16 protein-coding genes, 1 tRNA gene and 3 pseudogenes are annotated in these 22,850 nt (G+C 64.5%); 17 read left to right on the forward strand and 3 right to left on the reverse strand.

Annotation, left to right across the window (positions count from 1 at the left end):
- The first annotated feature begins 97 nt into the window (after positions 1-97).
- The 16 genes and pseudogenes from rimP (at position 98) to ACFJI2_RS02440 (ending at position 18,476) form a co-directional block, all read left to right on the forward strand.
- Entirely contained in the window at positions 98-586 is a 489-nt protein-coding gene (gene rimP / locus ACFJI2_RS02365; protein WP_377703595.1) for a ribosome maturation factor RimP, read from the forward strand.
- Positions 583-2,148, forward strand: a complete 1,566-nt coding sequence (nusA, locus tag ACFJI2_RS02370; RefSeq protein ID WP_107877686.1) for a transcription termination factor NusA — start codon at positions 583-585, stop codon at positions 2,146-2,148. Before rimP ends, nusA begins: the two co-directional genes overlap by 4 nt.
- A 46-nt stretch (positions 2,149-2,194) precedes the next feature.
- Positions 2,195-5,064 (forward strand): annotated as a pseudogene (gene infB / locus ACFJI2_RS02375) (translation initiation factor IF-2).
- An 87-nt stretch (positions 5,065-5,151) separates the two neighbouring features.
- Positions 5,152-5,556 (forward strand): 30S ribosome-binding factor RbfA, encoded by a 405-nt coding sequence (rbfA, locus tag ACFJI2_RS02380; RefSeq protein ID WP_107981682.1) that lies wholly within the window; start codon positions 5,152-5,154, stop codon positions 5,554-5,556.
- Positions 5,553-6,482 (forward strand): tRNA pseudouridine(55) synthase TruB, encoded by a 930-nt coding sequence (gene truB, locus ACFJI2_RS02385; protein ID WP_377703597.1) that lies wholly within the window; start codon positions 5,553-5,555, stop codon positions 6,480-6,482. The genes rbfA and truB overlap by 4 nt, the downstream gene beginning before the upstream one ends.
- A gap of 95 nt (positions 6,483-6,577) precedes the next feature.
- On the forward strand, positions 6,578-8,410 hold the full coding sequence (gene typA / locus ACFJI2_RS02390; RefSeq protein WP_107877679.1) for a translational GTPase TypA: 1,833 nt from the start codon (positions 6,578-6,580) through the stop codon (positions 8,408-8,410).
- A 166-nt stretch (positions 8,411-8,576) separates the two neighbouring features.
- On the forward strand, positions 8,577-10,835 hold the full coding sequence (locus ACFJI2_RS02395) for a DUF3141 domain-containing protein (RefSeq protein WP_377703598.1): 2,259 nt from the start codon (positions 8,577-8,579) through the stop codon (positions 10,833-10,835).
- Positions 10,832-11,791: a phosphate acetyltransferase gene (locus tag ACFJI2_RS02400; protein WP_377703600.1), complete on the forward strand. Its 960-nt coding sequence runs from the start codon at positions 10,832-10,834 to the stop codon at positions 11,789-11,791. The genes ACFJI2_RS02395 and ACFJI2_RS02400 overlap by 4 nt, the downstream gene beginning before the upstream one ends.
- Positions 11,792-11,864: 73 nt before the next feature.
- Positions 11,865-12,602, forward strand: a complete 738-nt coding sequence (locus tag ACFJI2_RS02405; RefSeq protein WP_377705786.1) for a hypothetical protein — start codon at positions 11,865-11,867, stop codon at positions 12,600-12,602.
- Positions 12,578-13,195, forward strand: a pseudogene (locus ACFJI2_RS02410) (acetate kinase); the annotation flags it as partial. The gene ACFJI2_RS02405 and the pseudogene ACFJI2_RS02410, both read left to right, overlap by 25 nt.
- Before the next feature lie 2 nt (positions 13,196-13,197).
- Positions 13,198-13,980, forward strand: a complete 783-nt coding sequence (gene fabI / locus ACFJI2_RS02415; protein WP_377703601.1) for an enoyl-ACP reductase FabI — start codon at positions 13,198-13,200, stop codon at positions 13,978-13,980.
- A gap of 89 nt (positions 13,981-14,069) precedes the next feature.
- Positions 14,070-15,101 (forward strand): tRNA dihydrouridine(20/20a) synthase DusA, encoded by a 1,032-nt coding sequence (gene dusA / locus ACFJI2_RS02420; protein WP_377703602.1) that lies wholly within the window; start codon positions 14,070-14,072, stop codon positions 15,099-15,101.
- A 343-nt stretch (positions 15,102-15,444) separates the two neighbouring features.
- Entirely contained in the window at positions 15,445-17,175 is a 1,731-nt protein-coding gene (locus ACFJI2_RS02425) for a methyl-accepting chemotaxis protein (protein ID WP_377703603.1), read from the forward strand.
- Positions 17,176-17,247: 72 nt separating this feature from the next.
- The gene (locus ACFJI2_RS02430) at positions 17,248-17,580 is read left to right on the forward strand and encodes an energy transducer TonB (RefSeq protein WP_107877727.1); all 333 of its coding nucleotides are present in this window, start codon (positions 17,248-17,250) and stop codon (positions 17,578-17,580) included.
- Between the two features lie 53 nt (positions 17,581-17,633).
- Positions 17,634-17,975 carry an energy transducer TonB gene (locus tag ACFJI2_RS02435; RefSeq protein WP_107877666.1) on the forward strand — a complete coding sequence of 114 codons (342 nt, stop codon included), beginning with the start codon at positions 17,634-17,636 and terminating at the stop codon, positions 17,973-17,975.
- Between the two features lie 159 nt (positions 17,976-18,134).
- Complete coding sequence (locus ACFJI2_RS02440) at positions 18,135-18,476, forward strand: hypothetical protein (protein ID WP_377703604.1); 342 nt, start codon at positions 18,135-18,137, stop codon at positions 18,474-18,476.
- 237 nt (positions 18,477-18,713) lie between these two features.
- Here the strand turns inward: ACFJI2_RS02440 and ACFJI2_RS02445 are convergent, their stop codons facing one another.
- Positions 18,714-19,160, reverse strand: coding sequence for a hypothetical protein (locus ACFJI2_RS02445; RefSeq protein WP_377703605.1), 447 nt, complete (start codon positions 19,158-19,160; stop codon positions 18,714-18,716).
- 432 nt (positions 19,161-19,592) lie between these two features.
- On the opposite strand from ACFJI2_RS02445, the gene ACFJI2_RS02450 reads away from it, so the two are divergent.
- The gene (locus ACFJI2_RS02450; RefSeq protein WP_377703606.1) at positions 19,593-21,776 is read left to right on the forward strand and encodes an ATP-binding protein; all 2,184 of its coding nucleotides are present in this window, start codon (positions 19,593-19,595) and stop codon (positions 21,774-21,776) included.
- 162 nt (positions 21,777-21,938) lie between these two features.
- Here the strand turns inward: ACFJI2_RS02450 and ACFJI2_RS02455 are convergent.
- Together ACFJI2_RS02455 and ACFJI2_RS02460 are read right to left on the reverse strand one after the other, a co-directional pair.
- Positions 21,939-22,522 (reverse strand): annotated as a pseudogene (locus tag ACFJI2_RS02455) (DVUA0089 family protein).
- A 180-nt stretch (positions 22,523-22,702) separates the two neighbouring features.
- Positions 22,703-22,778, reverse strand: a tRNA-His gene (locus tag ACFJI2_RS02460).
- Between the last annotated feature and the right edge of the window lie 72 nt (positions 22,779-22,850).

A 22,850-nucleotide genomic window follows, 5' to 3' on the forward strand; every position in this document is an offset into this window, starting at 1 on the left:
TTTAACGCTGAGTGTGCTTTCATCTGGATTGGAATACAAGAAGATGGGCAATTGCCCATTTTTTTTTTGGTGAACCGTTTTTAGCGGAGAAATTTTTTTGCAACTGCCGGAACTAATTGAAAAGACCGTCACCGGTCTGGGCTACGAGCTGGTTGATGTCGAACGGGCCGAGCGCGGACTGCTGCGTGTCTATATCGATTTCAGCGCGGCGGATGCGGCCGAAAAAGGCCCGATCACGGTTGAAGACTGCGCCACGGTCAGCCACCAGCTGAGCCATGTGCTGACGGTCGAAAACGTCAACTACGAGCGGCTGGAGATTTCGTCGCCCGGCCTGGATCGGCCGCTGCGCAAATTGGAAGATTTCACCCGCTTCGCAGGTTGCGAAGCCATCGTCAAACTGAAGGTCGCCATGCCAGGCACTTCCAACCGCAAGTCCTTCCAGGGCGTGCTGCAGGAACCGCAAGGCGACCAGCTGGCGTTGGAGTTTGAAGGTAAAGAAGGTCCGGCGCTGTTGGAGTTTACGCTCGCCGATATGGATAAGGCACGCTTGGTGCCGCAGGTGGATTTTAAGGGACGCAAAGCATGAGTCGCGAAGTTTTGTTATTGGTGGACGCGCTGGCGCGTGAAAAAAACGTCGACAAGGACGTGGTCTTTGGTGCGCTCGAGTTCGCGCTGGCGCAAGCCACGAAGAAGCGCTACGAAGGCGAGGTCGACATCCGCGTTTCGATCGACCGCGATTCGGGTGAGTTCGAATCCTTCCGCCGCTGGCACGTGGTGCCCGACGAAGCCGGCCTGCAGCTGCCCGACCAGGAAGTGCTGCTGTTCGAAGCCAAGGAACAGATCCCGGACATCGAAGTGGACGACCACATCGAAGAGCCGATCGAATCCGTGGAATTCGGCCGCCGCTTCGCGCAGGACACCAAGCAAGTGGTGCTGCAGCGCGTGCGCGACGCCGAGCGCGAGCAGATCCTGGCCGACTTCCTCGAACGCGGCGACTCGCTCGTGACCGGCACCATCAAGCGCATGGAGCGCGGCGATGCCATCGTCGAATCGGGCAAGATCGAAGCGCGCCTGCCGCGCGACCAGATGATCCCGAAAGAGAATCTGCGTATCGGCGACCGCGTGCGTGCCTTCATCCTGCGCGTGGACCGCAATATGCGCGGCCCGCAGGTGATCCTGTCGCGCACCGCGCCGGAATTCATCATGAAGCTGTTCGAGCTGGAAGTGCCGGAAATCGAGCAGGGCATGCTGGAAATTAAATCCGCCGCCCGCGACGCCGGCGTGCGCGCCAAGATCGCCGTCTACACGGCCGACAAGCGCATCGACCCGATCGGCACCTGCGTCGGCATGCGCGGTTCGCGCGTGCAGGCCGTGACCGGCGAGCTGGGCGGCGAGCGCGTGGACATCGTGTTGTGGTCGGAAGATCCGGCCCAGTTCGTCATCGGCGCGCTGGCCCCGGCCAATGTGTCGTCCATCATGGTGGACGAAGAAAAGCACGCCATGGACGTGGTGGTGGACGAGGAAAACCTGGCCATCGCCATCGGCCGCTCGGGCCAGAACGTGCGCCTGGCCGCCGACCTGACCGGCTGGAAGATCAACATCATGACGGCCGAGGAATCGGCCGACAAGGCAGCCCAGGAAACGGCCGCGATCCGCGCGCTGTTCATGGAAAAACTGGACGTCGACCAGGAAGTGGCCGACATCCTGGTGGAAGAGGGCTTTGCCAGCCTGGAAGAAATTGCTTACGTGCCGATCTCCGAAATGCTGGAAATCGACGCGTTTGACGAAGATACCGTCAATGAATTGCGGACCCGCGCACGCGATGCGCTGGTGACCGAGGCGATCGCCTCGGAAGAAGGTCTGGAAGGCATGGACGAGGCGCTGGTTGGTCTGGAAGGCATGGACCGTATCACCGCCGGCAAGCTGGGTCTGGCTGGTATCAAGACCGTAGAAGCTTTTGCCGCACTGGCTTACGACGAATTTGGCGCCATCCTGGCCCTGTCCGCCGACCGTGCCCGTGCACTGATTGCAAGTGAATTTGAAGATGTGACCGACGATGAGATGAAGTTGGTTGACTCGAAGTACGACGACCGCGCCAAGGCCCTGCAAGCCAAAGCCTGGTCGGCGGCCGAATCCGCAAAGGCATAATTTGAGTATCTTTATCATCTCCGCGACACATAGAAAAGAGGACTGAATGGCGAGTAACAACGTAGCCCAATTTGCCACCGAACTGAAGATGCCTGCAGATTTGCTGCTGACGCAGCTGCGTTCTGCTGGCGTCGAAAAGAGTTCGACGTCAGATCCATTGTCGAAAGATGATAAGGATAAGTTGCTGGAACACCTGCGCCGCACCCATGGCGCAGGCGCGGACACGGAAAAAAGAAGATCACGCTGACCCGCAAGGAAACCACCGAGATCAAGCAGGCTGACGCCACTGGCAAATCCCGCACCATCCAGGTCGCGGTCAAGAAAGTACGCACCTTCGTCCAGCGCGACGACGTGGTGGCCCCGCCTGCTGCGCCTGCCGCACCGGTGGTGGACGCCGCCGAAGTGGCGCGCCGCGAGGAAGACGCCCGCAAACAGGCCGAGCTGATCGCCCGCCAGGAAGCGGAACTGCGCGAGAAGCAGGAACGCCTGGCCAAGCTGGAATCGGAAAAGGCTGAACAAGCCAAGGCCGCCGCCGAAGCCGAAGCCGAAGCGAAGAAAGCCGCCGACGCCGAAGCGAAGAAGGCCGCCGCTGCCGCCAAGGCCGCCGCCGACAAGCCTGCCGCCGCCAGCGCGCCGGTGGTGGACGCTGCCGCCGAAGCGAAGAAGGCCGCTGCCGCTGAAGAAGCGAAGAAGGCCGCCGAACAAGCCAACAAGGAAGCCGCCGAACGCGCTGCCGCCACCGAGCGCGCACGCAAGGCCGTGGCCGACGAAGTGGCGCAGATCAAGGCCATGATGAACGCGCCGCGCCGCGCCATCAAGGCGCCTGAGCCGACCCCGGCTCCGGTACCCGTCAAGGCCAAGGCCGCTGAAGGCACGCTGCACAAGCCTGCCGACAAGAAGCCAGCCACCGACAAGCCGGGCGACAAGAAGCCTGCCGCCGGCGACAAGAAATCCATCAAGTCGGCCAATGTGTCCTCGACCTGGCAGGATGACGCCAAGAAGCGCGGCGCCCCTGGCGGCGGCGCAGGCAAGGGCCGCGGCGGCAACACCGGTTCGACCGGCGGCCGCGACGGCTGGCGCAGCGGTGGCCGTGGCGGCCGCCGTGGCGGTTCGCACGCGGATGACCGCGAGACCAATTTCCAGGCGCCGACCGAAGCCATCGTCAAAGATGTGCACGTGCCGGAAACCATCACCGTGGCCGAACTGGCGCACAAGATGTCCGTCAAGGCATCCGAGGTCATCAAGCAGCTGATGAAGCTGGGCCAGATGTGCACCATCAACCAGGTGCTGGACCAGGAAACCGCGATGATCCTGGTGGAAGAAATGGGCCACAAAGCCCACGCCGCCGCCGAGGACGATCCGGAAGCGCTGCTGGCGGACCAGGGTGAGCACGCTCACTTCGAGTCCACCTCGCGCGCGCCTGTCGTGACCGTCATGGGTCACGTCGACCACGGCAAGACCTCGCTGCTGGACTACATCCGCCGCGCCAAAGTGGCGTCCGGCGAAGCCGGCGGCATTACGCAGCACATCGGCGCTTACCACGTCGACACGCCGCGCGGCACCATCACCTTCCTGGATACCCCGGGCCACGAAGCCTTTACGGCCATGCGTGCCCGCGGCGCCAAGGCAACCGACATCGTCATCCTGGTGGTGGCGGCGGACGACGGCGTGATGCCGCAAACGAAGGAAGCAATCGCCCACGCGAAAGCTGCAGGCGTACCGCTGGTGGTGGCGATCAACAAGATCGACAAACCGGGCGGCAACCTGGAGCGCGTGACGCAGGAACTGATCTCGGAACAAGTGGTGCCGGAAGAATACGGCGGCGATTCGCCGTTCGTGCCGGTGTCGGCGAAAACCGGCCAGGGCATCGACGACCTGCTGGAGCAAGTGCTGCTGCAAGCCGAAGTGCTGGAACTGAAAGCACCGGTCGACGCGCCAGCGCGCGGCCTGGTGGTGGAAGCCCGCCTGGACAAGGGCCGCGGTCCCGTGGCCACCATCCTGGTGCAGTCCGGTACCCTGAAGCGCGGCGACGTCGTGCTGGCCGGCTCCTCCTATGGCCGCGTGCGCGCCATGCTGGACGAGAACGGCAAGTCGGTGTCCGAAGCCGGTCCATCGATCCCGGTTGAAATCCAGGGTCTGACCGAAGTGCCGGCCGCCGGCGAAGAAGTCATGGTCATGGCTGACGAGCGTAAAGCCCGTGAGATCGGCCTGTTCCGTCAAGGTAAGTTCCGCGACGTGAAGCTGGCCAAGCAGCAGGCGGCCAAGCTGGAAAACATGTTCGAACAGATGGCCGAAGGCGAAGTGAAGAACCTGCCGCTGATCGTCAAGACCGACGTGCAGGGTTCGCAGGAAGCGCTGGTTTCCTCGCTGCAGAAGCTGTCGACCTCCGAAGTGCGCGTACAGGTTGTGCACGCGGCGGTGGGCGGCATCACGGAATCGGACGTCAACCTGGCGGTGGCCTCGAAAGCGGTCATCATCGGCTTCAACGCCCGTGCCGATGCACAGGCGCGCAAGCTGGCCGAGTCGAACGGCGTGGACATCCGCTACTACAACATCATCTACGACGCGATCGAAGAGGTGAAGGCAGCGCTGTCGGGCATGCTGGCGCCGGAGCGCCGCGAGCAGGTCATCGGCCAGGTCGAAGTGCGCCAGGTTATCCTGGTGTCCAAGGTCGGCGCGATTGCCGGCTGCCTGGTTACCGATGGCGTGGTCAAGCGTTCGTCGTCCGTCCGTCTGCTGCGCAACAACATCGTGCTGTGGACCGGCGAGATCGATTCGCTCAAGCGCTTCAAGGACGATGCGAAAGAAGTACGCGCCGGCCTGGAATGCGGCTTGTCGCTGAAGAACTACAACGAAATCCAGGTTGGCGACACCCTGGAAGTGTTCGAAGTGCAGGAAATCGCCCGTACGCTGTAATAGCGGTTCGGCGCACTGGCGGGTCAATGCTCTGCCCTACACCGTAGGGCGGGTCATTGACCCGCCATCTTTTTTAGGTAACACATCATGGCAAAACATAGCAAAACCATCCCGGCGCGCGGCCTGCGCGTGGCAGACCAGATCCAGAAAGACCTGTCCGAGCTGATCGCCTTCGAACTGAAGGACCCGCGCGTGGGCATGATCACCCTGTCCGAAGTGCAGCTCACGCCGGACTACGCGCACGCCAAGATCTACTTCACCATGCTGAAGGACGATCCGGAAACCGTGAAGAACACGCTGGCCGGCCTGAACGCGGCCTCCGGCTACCTGCGCAACATGCTGGGCAAGCGCCTGCACATCCACACGCTGCCGGCGCTGCACTTCCACCACGACATGTCCGCCTCGCGCGGCATGGAGCTGTCGGCGCTGATCGACCAGGCCAATTCCACCCGCGCCCTCGACGACGAGGAAGGTTCGGACCAAGCCGAATGAATCAAGCCAAAGTAAAACGCGTGCGCGACATCGTCGATGGCGTGCTGTTGCTGGACAAGCCGGTCGGCCTGTCCTCCAACGACGCGCTGATCAAGGCCAAGCGCATGCTGAACGCGAAGAAGGCGGGCCACACCGGCACGCTGGACCCGTTCGCCACCGGCCTGCTGCCGCTGTGCTTCGGCGAAGCGACCAAGTTCTCGCAGGACTTGCTGGAAGCGGACAAGACCTATCTGACCACCGTGCACCTGGGCCAGCGCACCGACACCGGCGACACCGAAGGCCAGGTCATCGAGACGCATGAGGTGAACGTCACGCGCGAGCAGATCGACGCCGTGCTGGCGCGCTTCCGCGGCCCCATCGAGCAAGTGCCGCCGATGTATTCGGCGCTCAAGCGCGACGGCAAGCCGCTGTACGAATACGCGCGCGCGGGCGTGACGCTGGAGCGCGCAGCGCGCCCGGTCACCATCCACAAGCTGGAATTCATCAGCTACGAGGCGCCGTTCCTGAAGCTGGAAGTCACGTGCAGCAAGGGCACCTACATCCGCGTGCTGGGCGAAGATATCGGCGCGGCCCTGGGCTGCGGCGCGCACCTGAACGCGCTGCGCCGCATCCAGGTCGGCGAGCTGGTGATGGACGGCGTGGTGACCCTGGAAGAGGTGGCCGCGCACGCCGCGCCGCTGGAACTGCTGGCGCCCGTGGACGCGCTGCTGTCGTCCTTCCCGCCGGTGCAGCTGACCGAGGAGCTGGCCAAGCGCTTCCTGAACGGGCAGCGCCTGCCGCTGGGCAAAGAGCCCGCAGTCGCGCCGCCCAGGCTGGAGCAGGTGCCCGGCCGCGTGCGCGTCTACCTGGGCGAGAAGCTGCTCGGCACCGCCCAGTTGGGCGAGTACGACATCCTGGCGCCCGAGCGCCTGATCAGCGTCGCGTAACCCGCCAGTATCCTTGCCCCGCAACATGCTATAATAGTGGGTTCCAGTGACCGCATTCGCATTCACTCCGCAGTTTTTCTGTAAATACAACGACTATGTCTAATACTAAACGCGCAATTCGCAATATCGCCATCATCGCTCACGTTGACCACGGCAAAACCACCCTTGTGGACCAACTGCTGAAGCAGTCCGGCACCTTCCGTGAAAACCAGGCGGTCGACACCCGCGTGATGGACTCGAACGACCTCGAAAAAGAGCGCGGCATTACGATTCTGTCGAAGAACTGCGCAGTCGAATACGAAGGCACTCACATCAACATCGTCGACACCCCGGGCCACGCCGACTTCGGCGGCGAGGTGGAGCGCGTGCTGTCGATGGTGGACTCGGTGCTGCTGCTGATCGATGCGCAGGAAGGCCCGATGCCACAGACCCGTTTCGTGACCCGCAAGGCGCTGGCCCTGGGCCTGAAGCCTATCGTCGTGGTGAACAAGATCGACCGTCCGGGCGCGCGCGCCGACTGGGCCATCAACCAGACCTTCGAACTGTTCGACAAGCTGGGCGCAACCGATGAGCAGCTGGACTTCCCTATCGTGTACGCATCGGGCCTGAACGGCTACGCCGGCATGACCGACGACGTGCGCGGCGGCGACATGAAGCCGCTGTTCGACGCCATCCTGAAATACGTGCCGGTGCGCGACGACAATCCGGACGGCCCGCTGCAGATGCAGATCACCTCGCTGGACTACTCGTCCTACGTGGGCAAGATCGGCATCGGCCGCGTGTCCCGCGGCCGCGTGAAAGCTGGCCAGGACGTGGTATTCCTGAACGGTCCTGGTTCGACCCCGCAAAAGGGCCGCATCAACCAGGTGCTGAACTTCAAGGGCCTGGAGCGCGTGCTGGTGGACGAAGCCGTCGCCGGCGACATCATCCTGATCAACGGTATCGAAGAAATCGGCATAGGCTCGACCGTATGCGCACCGGACACCCCGGACGCGCTGCCGATGCTGACCGTCGACGAACCGACCCTGACCATGAACTTCATGGTCAACAACTCGCCGCTGGCTGGCCGCGAAGGCAAGTTCGTGACCTCGCGCCAGCTGCGCGACCGCCTGGACAAGGAACTGAAGGCCAACGTGGCACTGCGCGTCGCGCCGACCGACGACGACACCGTGTTCGAAGTATCGGGCCGCGGCGAACTGCACCTGACCATCCTGATCGAAAACATGCGCCGCGAAGGCTTCGAGCTGGCCGTGTCGCGTCCACGCGTGGTGTTCAAGATGGTCGATGGCGTGCGCCACGAGCCGTTTGAACAGCTGAGCGTTGACGTGGAAGAAGTCAACCAGGGCGGCGTAATGGAAGAACTGGGCCGCCGCCGTGGCGACCTGCAGAACATGGAATCGGACGGCAAAGGCCGTGTGCGCCTGGAATACCGCATCCCTGCGCGTGGCCTGATCGGCTTCCAGGGCGAATTCATGACCCTGACCCGCGGCACCGGCCTGATGAGCCACGTGTTCGACGCCTACGGCCCTGTGGACAACACCAAGGGTGAACTGGGCGGCCGCCGCAACGGCGTGCTGATCTCGCAGGACGACGGCGCCGCCGTGGCCTACGCCATCTGGAAACTGCAGGATCGCGGCCGCATGTTCGTGGTCCACAACGACCCGGTGTACGAAGGCATGATCATCGGCATCCACTCGCGCGACAACGACCTGGTGGTCAACCCGATCAAGGGCAAGCAGCTGACCAACGTGCGTTCGTCGGGTACCGACGAAGCTGTGCGCCTGGTGCCGCCTATCCAGATGTCGCTGGAATACGCCGTGGAATTCATCGACGACGACGAACTGGTGGAAATCACCCCGAAATCGATCCGTCTGCGCAAGCGCTTCCTGAAAGAGCACGAGCGTAAGAAAGCTTCCCGCGAAGCGTAATCGCTGAGCGCTAAAAAAAACCGCCGCCCCCGCAAGGGGCGGCGGTTTTTGCTTTTTTGCGCCGCACCATAGCGCACTAATCAATTGCCTTTTTTTTATTGCTGATATACTGAATCACGGTCCGGAAGCGAAATTGTGCACTGCACACAGCAAAGGGAGATTCAGCGTGAACGATAGAACCAATCTATTCCATCCGGCATGGCCCGGCAGTCCATTCGATATCGCCCGCCAGGCGGGCGAGTACTGGGTCGACGCCTGGCAGCGCTCCGTGCTGTTCATGGATGTGCTGCGCCAGCGCGGCGACGACCACGCGGAAAGCGTGGCGCAGGCCGCGCCCCACGTCCTGAACTTTGAATTCGACGTGGTGCTGGACGGGCGCGACCTGGAGCGCCCGGTCAATTACGGCCTGCTCAAGATCCGTCCGCCCGAGGGCGTGGAAGTGGACGCCAGCCGCCGCCCCTTCATCGTGTTCGACCCGCGCGCCGGGCACGGCCCCGGTATCGGCGGCATGAAGCACGACAGCGAGATCGGCGTGGTGCTGCGCGCCGGCCATCCCTGTTATTTCGTCGGCTTCCTGCCGCAGCCGGTGCACGGCCAGACCATCGAGGACGTGTGCCGCGCCGAGGCGCGCTTCATCGCCAAGGTGGCCGAGCTGCACCCGCACGCCGACGGCAAGCCCGCGCTGATCGGCAACTGCCAGGCCGGCTGGCAGATCATGATGACTGCCGCCCTCAATCCCGACCTGCCCGGCCCGCTGGTGCTGGCCGGCGCGCCGCTGTCGTACTGGAACGGCGTGCACGGCAAGAATCCCTTGCGCTACCTGGGCGGCCTGCTGGGCGGCACCTGGCTGACCGCGCTGGCCGGGGACCTCGGCAACGGCGTGTTCGACGGCGCCAACCTGGTCAGCAATTTCGAGAGCATGAACCCGGCCAACACCTGGTGGAAGAAGGAGTACAAGGTGTACTCGCAGGTCGATAGCGAGGCGCAGCGCTTCCTGGAGTTTGAAAAATGGTGGGGCAACCCGGTGCTGCTGAACGCGGCCGAAATGCAGTACATCGCCGACAACCTGTTCGTCGGCAACCGCCTCAGCTCCGGTTCCATCCACGACTCCACCGGGCGCCGCATCGACCTGCGCAACGTGAAGTCGCCCATCGTGGTGTTCTGCTCCTGGGGCGACGACATCACGCCGCCGCACCAGGCGCTGGGCTGGGTGCTGGATATGTACCAGGACGACGAGGCGCTGGCCATGAGCGGCCAGACCATCATCTACGCCATGCACGAAACCATAGGCCACCTGGGCATCTTCGTGTCGGCCACGGTGGCCAACAAGGAGCACGAGGAATTCACCTCCGCCATGGACCTGATCGACGTGCTGCCGCCCGGCCTGTATGAGGCGGTGTTCCTGGAGAAGACCCCGGACACGCTGAACGCAGCCCTGGCCACCGGCAATTACGTGATGCGCTTCGAGCGCCGCTTCCTGGACGACCTGCGGGCGCTGGGCGGCAACGATGCCGAGGACGAGCGCCGCTTCGCCGCCGTGGCGCGCCTGTCGGACGTGAACGTGGGCCTGTACCGCACCTTCGTCAGCCCGCTGGTGCGCGCCGCCATCAACGACCAGAGCGCCGAGGCGCTGCGCCAGCTGCATCCCTACCGCCTGCGCTACCGCGTCTACTCCAGCAAGAACCCGCTGCTGCACGGTATCGGCAGGCTGGCCGAGCGCGTGCGCGCGGAGCGCCGTCCGGCGGCGCCGAACAATATCTTCACCGCCATGCAGGAAGCGTTCTCGCGCCAGATCGTGGCCGCGCTGGACCAGTACCGCGACGTGCGCGACACGGCGGTGGAACGCTACTTCATGAACCTGTACGGCTCGCCGGTGCTGCAGGCGCTGGTAGGCCTGCGCGCGGACGACCAGCGCGTGCGCCAGCTGGGGCGCGATATCGCGCGTGAAACCGTGGCCGCGTCCGCGCGCGCCAAGCTGGTGGAGCAGGCGGCCGTGGGCGGCACGGTGGAAGCGATTGTGCGCGCGCTGCTGTATGTATTCCGCGCGCCGGAACTGCGCGCGGCAGACGAGCGGGCCTATGCCACGCTGCGTGAATTGCGCGCCCACTCGCGCGCCGGACAGTTGATGACGCTGACGCACTTCAAGGAAGTGGTGCAGCAGCAGGCGCAGATCCTGTCTTGGGACGAGGCGGCCGGTTTCGCCGCGCTGCCGGCCCTGCTGCCGCCCGAGCCCGACGAGCGGGCGCGCGCGCTGGACACGGTGCGCCAGGTCGCCAGCGCCGCCGGGGCGCTGAGCGGCGAAGCAGCCGAGCGCATGGAGCGCGTGGCCCAGGTGTTCAATACGCCGGCCAACGCGGCGCTGACCGTGGCGGCAGCGGTGGCGGCCACGCCGCCGGCGCAGCTGACGCAGCAGGAGCGGGCATGAGTGCTGGCGCGGCCGCCGGCCGCCAGCATTTGCATTACGACCGCCTGATCGCCGCCGCGCAGGCGGTGGAAGCGCCGGTGGTGGCGGTGGCGCACCCGTGCGACCGCAGCGCGCTGGAGTCGGCGCTGGACGCGGCGCGCCTGGGCTTGATGGCGCCCATCCTGGTGGGGCCGGAAGCGCGCATCCGCGCCGCCGCGGCCGGGGCGGACCTGGACATCTCCAGCCTGGAACTGGTGGCCACGGAACACAGCCATGCGTCGGCGCAGCGCGCCGTGCAGCTGGTGCGCGAAGGCCGCGCGGCCGCGCTGATGAAGGGCAGCCTGCACACCGACGAACTGATGGGCGCCGTGGTGCAGGCCGAAGGCGGCCTGCGCACCGCGCGCCGCCTGAGCCACTGCTTCGTGATGGACGTGCCGGGCTTTCCCGAGCCGCTGATCGTCACCGACGCCGCCGTCAACATCGCGCCCACCTTGGCGGACAAGGTGGACATCGCGCAGAACGCCATCGACCTGGCGCACATCCTGGCGTTCGAGGAAGTGCGCGTGGCCATCCTGTCGGCGGTGGAGACGGTCAATCCGAAAATCCCGTCCACCATCGAAGCGGCGGCGCTGTGCAAGATGGCGGACCGGGGGCAGATCACCGGCGCGCTGCTGGACGGCCCGCTGGCGCTGGACAATGCGGTGAGCATCGCGGCGGCGCAGGTCAAGGCGCTGAACTCGCCGGTGGCCGGGCGCGCCAATGTGCTGCTTGTGCCGGACCTGGAAACGGGCAATGTCCTGGCCAAGAGCCTGACCTTCATGGCGGGCGCGGATGCGGCCGGCATCGTGCTGGGCGCAAGAGTGCCCGTGATCCTGACCAGCCGCGCGGACTCGGTGCAGGCGCGGCTGGCGTCGTGCGCGGTGGCGGCGCTGATTGCGCACAGCAAGCTGGCCGGCGCGAAGCTGCTGGGGAGCTGACGCCATGGCGGCCATGCGCGCGGACGATGCGGTCATCGTCATCAACGCCGGCTCGTCCAGCATCAAGTTCTCGATGTATGCGGGCGCGGACTTGCAGCTGAGGGCCAAGGGCAAGATAGAAAACCTGTACGCGGGGCAGACCCGCTTTACCGCGCAGGACGGGGCAGGGCAGCCGTCCGCCGGGCATGTGTGGCCTGGTGCGCCGCTGGCGCACGGCGAGGCCATGCGCTACCTGGTCGAGTATGCGCAGGGCCATCTGCAAGGGCACCGCGTGATGGCGATAGGCCACCGCATCGTCCACGGCGGCATGGAGTTCAGCGGGCCCGTCAAGCTGGACGAGGACGTGCTGGCGCGGCTGGACACGCTGGTGCCGCTGGCGCCGCTGCACCAGCCGCACAACCTGGCGCCGGTGCGCAGCATTTTCGCGCTGGCGCCGCATGTGCTGCAGGTGGGCTGCTTCGACACCGCTTTCCACACCGCGCAGCCGCCGCTGGCGCAAGCCTTCGCGCTGCCGCCCGAGATCACGGAGCGCGGCGTGCGGCGCTACGGCTTCCACGGCCTGTCGTATGAATACGTCGCCAGCGTGCTGCCGGCGCTGGACGACGCCCAGGCCGCACCGCCGCCGGCGGGCAGCGCGGCCGCGCGGCCGCGCAAGCCGGAGTGGGGACGCAGGGCGGGATGTCGCCGGTGCCGCCGGTGCTACCGGTGTTGCTGGGTGGCGCGCCTACTGCTGCCTCGCATGCGGCGCTGGGCGGCGCGGCGCCGCCGGCGGCACGCCATGCCGCGCCGCTGGCCGGCGGGCGCGTGGTAGCGGCGCACCTGGGCAACGGCGCCAGCATGTGCGCCATGCACGGCGGGCGCAGCATGGCCAGCACCATGGGCTTCACCGCGGTCGACGGCCTGCCGATGGGAACGCGCTGCGGCAGCGTCGACCCCGGCGTGGTGCTGTACCTGATGGACGAACTGCAGATGGGCCAGAGCGACATCCAGCGCCTGCTGTACCAGCAATCCGGCCTGCTGGGCGTATCCGGCATTTCCTCGGACATGCGTACGCTGGAGCAGAGTGGCGATCCGCGCGCGCGGCTGGCCATCGACCTGATGGTGTACCGCATCGGGCGCGAACTCGGCTCGCTCGCCGCCGCGCTGGGTGGCCTGGACGGCATCGTGTTCTCCGGCGGGATAGGCGAGAACAGCGTGGCGCTGCGCAGCGCCGTCTGCCGCGACGCCGCCTGGCTCGGCGTGCGCCTCGACGAAGCCGCGAACGCAGCCGGTGCCGCAGGCGTGCCGCTTCCCGGCGGCGCCTTCCGCATCAGCGCCGCCGGCAGCGCGGTGCCGGTCTGGGTTGTCCCCGCCAATGAAGAACTGATGATCGCGCGCCACGCGCAGTCCCTGCTGGAGGCATAGGCATGAGCATCGAAACTGTTTATCCCATTTTGTCCGGGCGCCGCGCGCTGGTGGTCGGCGTGGCCAACGAGCACTCCATCGCCTACGGCTGCGCCAAGGTATTCCGCGAACTGGGCGCAGAGCTCGCGCTGACCTACCTGAACAACAAGGCCAAGCCCTACGTCGACCCCATCGCCGAAGAACTGGACGCGGGCCTGCTGCTGCCGCTGGACGTGTCCCAGCCCGGCCAGCTGGACGCCGTGTTTGCCGCCATCGGCGAACGCTGGGGCAGCCTGGACATCCTGGTGCACTCCATCGCCTACGCGCCCAAGGCCGACCTGCAAGGCGGCCTGCTGGACTGCTCGCTGGACGGCTTCCTGCAGGCCATGGACGTGTCCTGCCACTCCTTCGTGCGCATGGCCAAGCTGGCCGCGCCCTTGATGACCGAAGGCGGCAGCATGTTCGCCATGAGCTACCACGGCGCCGACAAGGTGGTCCCCAACTACAACGTGATGGGGCCGGTGAAAGCCGCGCTGGAAGCGTCCTGCCGCTACCTGGCGCATGAACTCGGGCCGCAAGGCATCCGCGTGCACGCCATCTCGCCCGGCCCGCTGCAGACGCGCGCCGCGTCCGGCCTGAAAGACTTCGACCTGCTGCTGAGCGACGCCGTCGCGCGCGCGCCGATCGGCGAACTGGTCGATATCTTCGACGTCGGCAACACTTGCGCCTACCTGGCCTCGCCCTACGCCAGGCGCCTGACCGGCAGCACCGTCTACGTGGACGGCGGCCTGAACATCATCGCCTGATGGACTAGCCCGGCAGGGCGCGGCCGGCGCCGGCTGCGCTTCCGCTGTATAATGACGGCCCCCCTTCCGTTTCCCCGACTGTTGCCGACATGACCACCATCACCGCTCCGACCGCCGACACCACCGCAGCGCGCAATCTGCCGAGCCGCCGCCTGTCCGTGGCGCCGATGATGGACTGGACCGACCGCCACTGCCGCGTGTTCCACCGCGAAATCACCAAGCACACCTGGCTGTACACGGAAATGGTGACCACCGGCGCCCTGGTCTACGGCGACGTGGAACGCCACCTGCGCTTCAACGAGGAAGAGCATCCGGTCGCCCTGCAGCTGGGCGGCAGCGATCCGGCCGACCTGGCCACCAGCGCCAAACTGGGCGAGAAGTGGGGCTACGACGAGATCAACCTCAATTGCGGCTGCCCGTCCGAACGCGTGCAGAAGGGCGCGTTCGGCGCCTGCCTGATGGCCGAGCCGCAACTGGTGGCCGACTGCGTGAAGGCGATGCGCGACGCCGTCTCCATCGACGTGACGGTCAAGCACCGCATCGGCATCGACGACAGCGAAAGCTACGATTTCGTGCGCGACTTCGTCGGCACCGTGGCCGAAGCCGGCTGCAGCACCTTCATCGTGCATGCCCGCAACGCCATCCTGAAGGGCTTGTCGCCCAAGGAAAACCGCGAGATCCCGCCGCTCAAGTATGAATACGCCTACCGCCTCAAGCGCGAGTTCCCGCAGTTCGAGATCCTGATCAACGGCGGCATCAAGACCGAGGCCGAGATCGACGCGCACCTGCAGCACGTGGACGGCGTGATGCTGGGCCGCGAGGCTTACCACAACCCCTTCCTGATGGCGTCGTTCGACCAGCGCTACTACGGCGACAGCGCCGCGCCCAAGACGCGCGAAGAAGTACTGGCCGCCATGGTGCCCTACATCCAGGCCCAACTGGCAAAAGAGGGGGGGCGCGGTCTCAAGCTGAACAGCATCACCCGCCACATGCTCGGCCTGATGCAAGGCCTGCCCGGCGCGCGCCAGTTCCGCCAGACCCTGTCCGACTCTAAAAAGCTCGCCCTCGGCGACGCCAATCTGTTGCTGGAAGCCGCAGCCCGCCTGCGTTTGGCGGCCTGATCCGGGCTCTGCGCCCGAACCAAAATCTGCTTTTCCCCTCTTTCTCCGCAGAAAGTTAGGTTGCGTATTTTGCAGCGAGTTTTTGCTTGCTCTGCGGCAAAATATGCACCTATAATTTCATAAAATTCACACATAGTCACCAAGGCCGTCCAGCCTCTCCAGCGACGGTTGCGCTGAAAAACCACACATTGTAACGATCCGTAGAGCAATTTTTGCATTCGCAGTCATTGTTTGTTACTGTCATTACTTGCGCAGCGGCAAGGGATTTTTGGGTGTTTTTCCGTGCAAAGCGGGTGCGTACCTGGGTACTCTTATCAATAGTGTCACTTACAAAGAAGCCGAAATGAATTTAGCAAAAATGAAAGTGGGGACGCGCCTGGGCCTCGGGTTTGCGTTGGTGCTGCTGTTCCTGATCGCCGTGACCGGCGTCGGCATCGTGCGCATGGCCCAGATCCAGGACCGCCTGGATCACGTTGTGAGCTTTAACAACGTCGTGACGCGCCTCGTGATCGATATGCGCAACAACGTCAACGAGCGCGTCAGCTCGCTGCGTACCCTGACCCTGATGAGCGACCCGGCCGACATGGAACCGGAAATGAAGCGCATCAAGGAACTGTCCGACAAGTACGCCGCCGCGCAGAAGAAACTGGAAGCCCAGTTCGCGCTGGAAGTGACGCCGGAAGAAAAGGCGCTGATGGGCGCCATCAAGGAATTCGAAGCGGCCACCATGCCGGCGATTGCCAAGGCTTCCGAGCTGTGGCTGTCGAACCAGGCTGAAGCGGCCACCAAGGTGATGATCAAGGAAATCCGTCCGCCGCAGAAGAAGTGGATGGATGCGCTGGACCAGCTGGGCGCGCTGGAAGACAAGCTGAATGCGCAAGTGCAGGTGGATGCGGCCGAAGGCTTCAAGAGCGCGCGCACCTTCATGATCTTCATGGGCCTGCTGGCCGTGGTGATCAGCGTGGGCGCCGCCATCGTCATTACCCGCGGCCTGCTGAAGCAGCTGGGCGGCGAGCCTGACTACACCGCGTCGATCGCCGGCAGCATCGCCAACGGCGACCTGTCCATCTCGATCAACACCAGCTCGACCGACAAGGACAGCCTGCTGGTGGAAATGAAGGAAATGCGCAACAGCCTGGTCGGCATCGTGGGCCAGGTCCGCACCGGCACCGAGACCATCGGCACCGCATCGCGCGAAATCGCGGCCGGCAATATCGACCTGTCGTCGCGCACCGAAATGCAAGCGTCGTCGCTGGAGAAAACCGCGTCGGCCATGGAAGAGCTGACTTCCACCGTGAAGCAGAACGCCGACAACGCCCGCCAGGCCAACCAGCTGGCAGCGAACGCATCCGACGTGGCGCGCAAGGGCGGCGAAGTGGTGTCGCAAGTGGTGGACACCATGAGCTCGATCAACGAATCGGCCAACAAGATTGTCGACATCATCGGCGTCATCGACGGCATCGCCTTCCAGACCAACATCCTGGCGCTGAACGCCGCGGTGGAAGCAGCGCGTGCCGGCGAACAAGGCCGCGGCTTCGCCGTGGTGGCGTCCGAAGTGCGCAACCTGGCCCAGCGTTCGGCCGGCGCCGCGAAAGAAATCAAGACCCTGATCGGCGACTCCGTGGAGAAAGTCGAACGCGGTTCGAAACTGGTCGGCCAGGCCGGCGTGACGATGGACGAAGTGGTGGACTCGGTGCGCCGCGTCACCGACATCATGGGCGAAATCGCCTCCGCCAGCCAGGAGCAGAGCGCCGGCATCGAGCAGGTCAACCAGTCCATCATCGAGATGGACAGCATGACCCAGCAGAACGCCGCGCTGGTCGAGCAAGCCGCCGCCGCAGCGCAAAGCCTGCAAGACCAAGCTGGCGAACTGGCCCGCGTGGTATCGATCTTCAAGCTGTCCGAGCACGAGGAGCGCACGCCGCGCGCCGCCGCGCCGGTGTACACCGCGCCGGTCGTGGTGGCCAAGCCTGCCGCGCGTCCGCCGGTGAAGAAGGCCGTGGCTGCGCCGGCCGCCAAGCCGAAGAAGATCGCCGCCGCCGCTGCCAGCAGCGACGAGTGGGAAGAGTTCTAAGCAGCCTTCACGATGGCCGCGTTTGGAGCGGCCGTTGAACAGTTTTTTAAACTTTTTGAAATCAAGAAAATCATGACCAAGCATTCGATCAGTTTCATCGCCGCCGCTCTGCTGAGCACCTCCGCTTTCGCCGCTGAAGTGCCAGCCGTGTTTGATGCCAAGAACTGCAAAGCCGAATATCCGAAAGCCTCGCTGCTGAACGAAGAGCAGGGCGCGGTATCGATGGCCTTCCTGGTATCGCCAGCCGGCGAAGTGCTGGACTCGAAAGTGGAAAAATCCAGCGGGTTCAAGAACCTGGACAAGGCAGCACTCAAGGCCATCAGCGCCTGCAAATTCAAGCCGGGCACCAAGGATGGCGCCGTGGCACAAACCTGGACCAAAGTCGATTACGTCTGGAAGTTGTAATTCCGGCGCCGCCTTGATCCAGTCAATTTAAAAAAAGCACTTGGGGAAATCAGATGTCTACTAAACAGCGTTGGTTGAGTGTTATCGCGGCAGTGCTCGTATCGGGCGGCGCCTTTGCAGCAGAAGTGCCGGCCAGTTTCGACGCCAAGAACTGCAAGGCCGAATATCCGAAGGCATCCCTGATGAACGAAGAGCAGGGCACCGTGTCGATGTCCTTCCAGGTGTCGGGCAGCGGCGACGTGCTGGACTCGAAAGTGGATAAGTCGAGCGGCTTCAAGAACCTGGACAAGGCGGCCATCAAGGCGCTGAGCGCCTGCAAATTCAAGCCGGGCACCAAGGACGGCAAGCCGGACACGACCTGGACCAAGGTCGATTACGCCTGGAAACTGGATTAATGCGTGGATTACTCCGCCGGCTTGCCTGAGCCGGCGCGTACTTGGACCGGCGCATGCGCCGGTTTTTTTTCGCTTGAGCAAATGCATGTAACAGGCTGTAAAAGTGCGGCAGGAAAGGCGGAATGTTCTTATAGTAGAAGCCTGGAACAGGAGTCTCCCATGAAAACGATTATTGCCCTGGCCGCCCTTGCGGCCCTGACCGGCTGCGCTACGCAGCCGTCCACCGTTTACTACCCGCAGCCGGCCAACCCCTACGACTGGCACACCGTGTCGGTGACGCCGGTGCAGCGCGGTACCGCTTCCGGCCAGGTGGAATACACGACGGAACCGGTGGCCCAGCAGCCGCGCGTGGTGTACACCACCGAGCCGGTGCCGGTCTATGTGGCGCCGCCGCTGTACGCGCCGGCCCCGGCGTATTACTACCCGCCGGTGACGATAGGACTGGATTTTGTGTTCGGTAACTGGGGCCACCGCGGCCGTGGCTACGGCCGCCGGCACTAAGCAGGGCGGTTTAATGCACGAAGAAGAAGGATGCTTCGTGCAACACGTCGGCCGACAGCAGCAGCCAGGTGGATACGCTGGCCAGCCCCATCAGCAGGGTACCGATAGTAAGAGGGCAGATGCGTGACATGGCGGACTCCGGATTGGTGTTTGTTATGTCACCATCTTATGCATTAATAATGCATCTCGGCATCAGCGGAGCGTCCGCCCCCTTGTAGGACAATGGCTCGTCCCGTTTTATTTCTTCCAATGCACCACAACCCCTTCGGGTGCGGTATCGAGCGCATTCGATAATGCCAGCCACTGCTGCAGGCGTTCCGGCTGCTTGATGCTGATGCCCATGCCGTCGATGATGCCGACCTGTTCCAGCATGCGCGCATCGATCTTGGCCTTGGACACCGTGGGCGCCCGCATCACCATGCGGTCGTAGGCCTTGCGGGCCTTGTTTTCCCACTTGTGCAGGCTGCTCTCGTCGAAGCGGTTGGCTTCGAAGTACACCGTCAGCGAGCCGTCCGGGTTGCCGAAGCCGACAATACCTGCGCCCTTGCGGATGGTGGTGGTATTGGCCAGGTCGAAGTCGTCGGTGGGCACGAACACGCCTGCGCGGCCGTCGACGTCGGGATGGCCGACAGGGGTGTCCTTGCTGTAGGTCGAGACAGCGGACAGGATTTTTTCTTCGGACATGGTGAGCTTGGAAGTGTTACAGGTAGGCTGACATTGTAGCGTCAATCTAATGCCTTAGGGAAAGTCATCCGATAAGCGCAGGCAAAAAAATACCGCCAGCTAGTGGCGGCATCCAAGGCCGGCGCGTCCTCGCGGAGTGCTGCGGCGGATTCCCATGAGGGAACGTTATTCGGTGCTTGGTATCGGTGCTAAGTATCGGTGTTCGGTATTGCCAGGAGAGAAAGCTAAATTTCTTTTTGCTATGAAGCCAGCATAGCACCACCCGCAGCCCGGCGGCAGCGATATCTGCATGCGGCCGCCGTTTTTCGGGCGCCGCGTTGTATTTATACCGCAGCGCGAAGCGGCGCCGCGCGGCGCCAGGTTTCTCATGCAGATTGTCAACTAAGTGTATGATGCGGGTTGCATGTTTTTCTTGCAATACCAAACACCAGAATGATGACCAACGCTTCCTCCCCACCAGCCGCTCCGCCCCGTCCCGCCTTCCTGGACGGAGGCGGCGAATGCGGCGAGCGCCTGCGCAACTACGACTGGGCGGGCTCGCGCATGGGGCCGCCGGAGTTGTGGCCGGCCAGCTTGCAGACGGTCCTGCGCACCGTGCTGGGCTCGCGCTTTCCGATGGCCATCCACTGGGGCAGCGAACTGCTGACGTTTTACAATGATGCTTTTGCGCAAGTACTGGGCAGCAAGCACCCGGGCCATTTGGGCCGTCCCGCCAAGGAGTGGTGGCGCGAGATGTGGGACCAGATGGCGCCCATCGTCGAGCATGTGCTGGCAGGCGAGACCTATTACGTGGAGAACGCCAGCTACGCGCCCGAGCGCGGCCACAGCCAGCGCGAAACCTACTTCACCCACTGCCACAGCCCGATCTGGAACGAGCACAACAAGGTGGAGGGCGTGCTGCTGGTGCTGACCGAGTCCACCCGCGAAGTGCTGGCCGAGCGCGCCTTCGTGGCGCTGAATCGCCGCCAGGCCTTCCAGCTCGACCTGGCCGACTGCCTGCGCGGCATGTCCGCCGTCACCGACATCACGGCGGCCGCCACCGAGCTGCTGGGCAACTACCTGCACGCCTCGCGCGTGTTCTATACCGAGATTAACGAAGCCAGCCGCACCGCCTTCGTGCAGGGCGCGTGGGGTGCGGCCGAATTGCCGCCGCTGCCCGGCAGCGCCTGCCTGGACGACTACAGCCCCGAGATCATCGGCATCCTGAATGAGGGCAAGGCCTTCGTGGTGAACGACGTGCGCCTGGACCGCCGTACGCAAGCGTATGCGGACGCCTACCTGGCGCTGGGCATGGGTGCCATCGTGGTGGTGCCGCTGCTGCAGGATGGCCGCGTTACCTGCGCGCTGAACCTGTCGCAGCGCGCGCCGCGCAGCTGGTCGCGCGAGGATATCGCCATCACGCAGGACGTCGTACAGCGCACCTGGGAAGCCGTGGAGCGCGCTCGCGCCGTGGCCGCGCTGCGTTCCGAACACGAGCACAGCAAGCGCGCCCAAGCCGCGCTGCGCGACGCCGACAAACGCAAGGACGAGTTCCTGGCCATGCTGGCGCACGAGCTGCGCAACCCGCTGGCGCCGATCGGCACGGCGGCCGAGCTGCTGCGCCACTTCCAGTTCGACGAAGCCACCGTCAAGCGCACCAGCGAAGTGATCTCGCGCCAGGTCAAGCACATGACCGGGCTGATCGACGATTTGCTGGACGTGTCGCGCGTGACGCGCGGCATGGTCACCTTGCAGAAGGAAACGCTGGACCTGCGCGACGTGCTGGACTACGCCGCCGAGCAGGCCCGCCCGCTGATGGAGGCGCGCCGCCACCGCTTCGCTGTGCAGCTGCCCGAGGACGCCATCCACGTGCTGGGCGACAAGAAACGCCTGGTGCAAGTGATTGCCAACCTGCTCAACAACGCGGCCAAGTACACGCCGGAGGACGGCTTTGTCGAGCTGCGCCTGAGCCTGCGCGGCGACAGCGCCACCGTGACGGTGCGCGACAACGGCGTCGGCATGCTGCCGGAATTGCTGGCGCGCGCCTTCGAACTGTTCGCGCAGGACGAGCGCACGCTGGACCGCTCGCAGGGCGGCATGGGCCTGGGCCTGGCGCTGGTGCAGCGCCTGGCCGAGGCGCACCAGGGCAGCGTGGCCGCGCACAGCGACGGCATCGGCAAGGGCAGCACCTTCATCCTGCGGCTGCCGCTGGCCCAGCCGGCGGCGCCGTCCGGCCAGGAAGGGGCTGGCACGGCCGCCGCAGCGCCGTCGCGCAGCCTGCGCCTGCTGGTGGTGGACGACAATGTGGACGCAGCCGAAACGCTGGGCATGCTCATGGCCGAGGCCGGCCACCAGGTGACGGTGGAGCACAGCTCGCGCGTGGCGCTGGATCGGGCGCGGGAAATCCAGCCGGACATCTGCCTGCTCGACATCGGCCTGCCCGACATCGACGGCAACGAACTGGCGCGCCGGCTGCGCCTGCAGCCCGAGACGGCCGGCGCCGTGCTGATTGCCGTTACAGGCTATGGCCAGGAGCGCGACCGCAACGAATCCTACGCGGCCGGCTTCGACTACCACTTCGTCAAGCCGGTCGATATGCCGCGCTTGTATGCCCTGATGGCACGCATCGCCGGATAAAAAAACGCTGCACCAGCCTGGTCGGTGGTGCAGCGAATAGTCCCCTCAACTGTGCCGGCGACACTGCATGCCGAGCGATTTCACTGTACCGTATTGCAGAGCTGGCGCGGCAGTTATCCGACGTTGATATCGAATGCGTCAATTATTGTGCATTTAGGCCGCTTACCCCCTAGGCAGGGCGGTGCCGATGTGCTTGTGTGCGGCTTTCTGCCGGACACTGGCGCCGAACACGAGGGCCGCGCCCGCCAGCAGCATGGCCGCCGGCGCCGGTTCCGGCACGGCGGGCAGGGGCGGCAGCGCCGCGTCGGTCAGGTGCAGCTGCCATTGGCCGTTCTCAGACAGCGCGCGCGGCGTTTGCGCGCTGAAGGCAAAGCCGTCTTCCATGCGCGGTCCGCTGGTGAAATTACTGAACGGCGTAATGCTGATCTCATAGCTGCCGGCCGGCAGCAGGGCAAAGAACAAGCCCGAGTCGTAGCGGGTTTGTTCTGCGGTGAAGTAGGGATAATCGTCGTTCTCCCCAGCAGGGCGCCGTCCCGCCACAGCGCGATGATGGGATCGAAATTCAGGCCGTTCCGGAACGAGTCGGTCCAGATCTTGATATCGCCGGCATCCTGCGCCAGCGTGAAGGGCACAAAGCTCACATCGTTATGGTAGACCAGGCTGCCCGACGCATCGAACGTTACCGCCCCCGCCTGCGCGGCCAGCGCCGCCCACAACCCCACCAGCATCCGCAATACGCATTTCATGGCGCTCTCCTTGGCATAAATGGCACCATCCCATGCTAGGCAAGGCCGCCGCGCCACGATGTCGAATCCGTCAAACTTCGTGCACTTAGTGCCTTGCGGGATGTGAAGGATGTGCTTGCCGCTAGCGGGCCGGAAAAGAAAAAAGCCCAGTCGATGACTGGGCTTTTTACCGTAATTCTGTGGGGTGACCGATGGGGCTCGAACCCACGACAACAGGAATCACAATCCTGGACTCTACCAACTGAGCTACGGCCACCACTGATTTACTGCTTTTACTTCTCCTGAAGCACTGTTTGCGCGTCAGGTGCCGAATTATACTAGGCCATCC

It is taken from the genome of Pseudoduganella sp. UC29_71 (assembly GCF_042693265.1).
Lineage (GTDB): Bacteria > Pseudomonadota > Gammaproteobacteria > Burkholderiales > Burkholderiaceae_D > Rugamonas.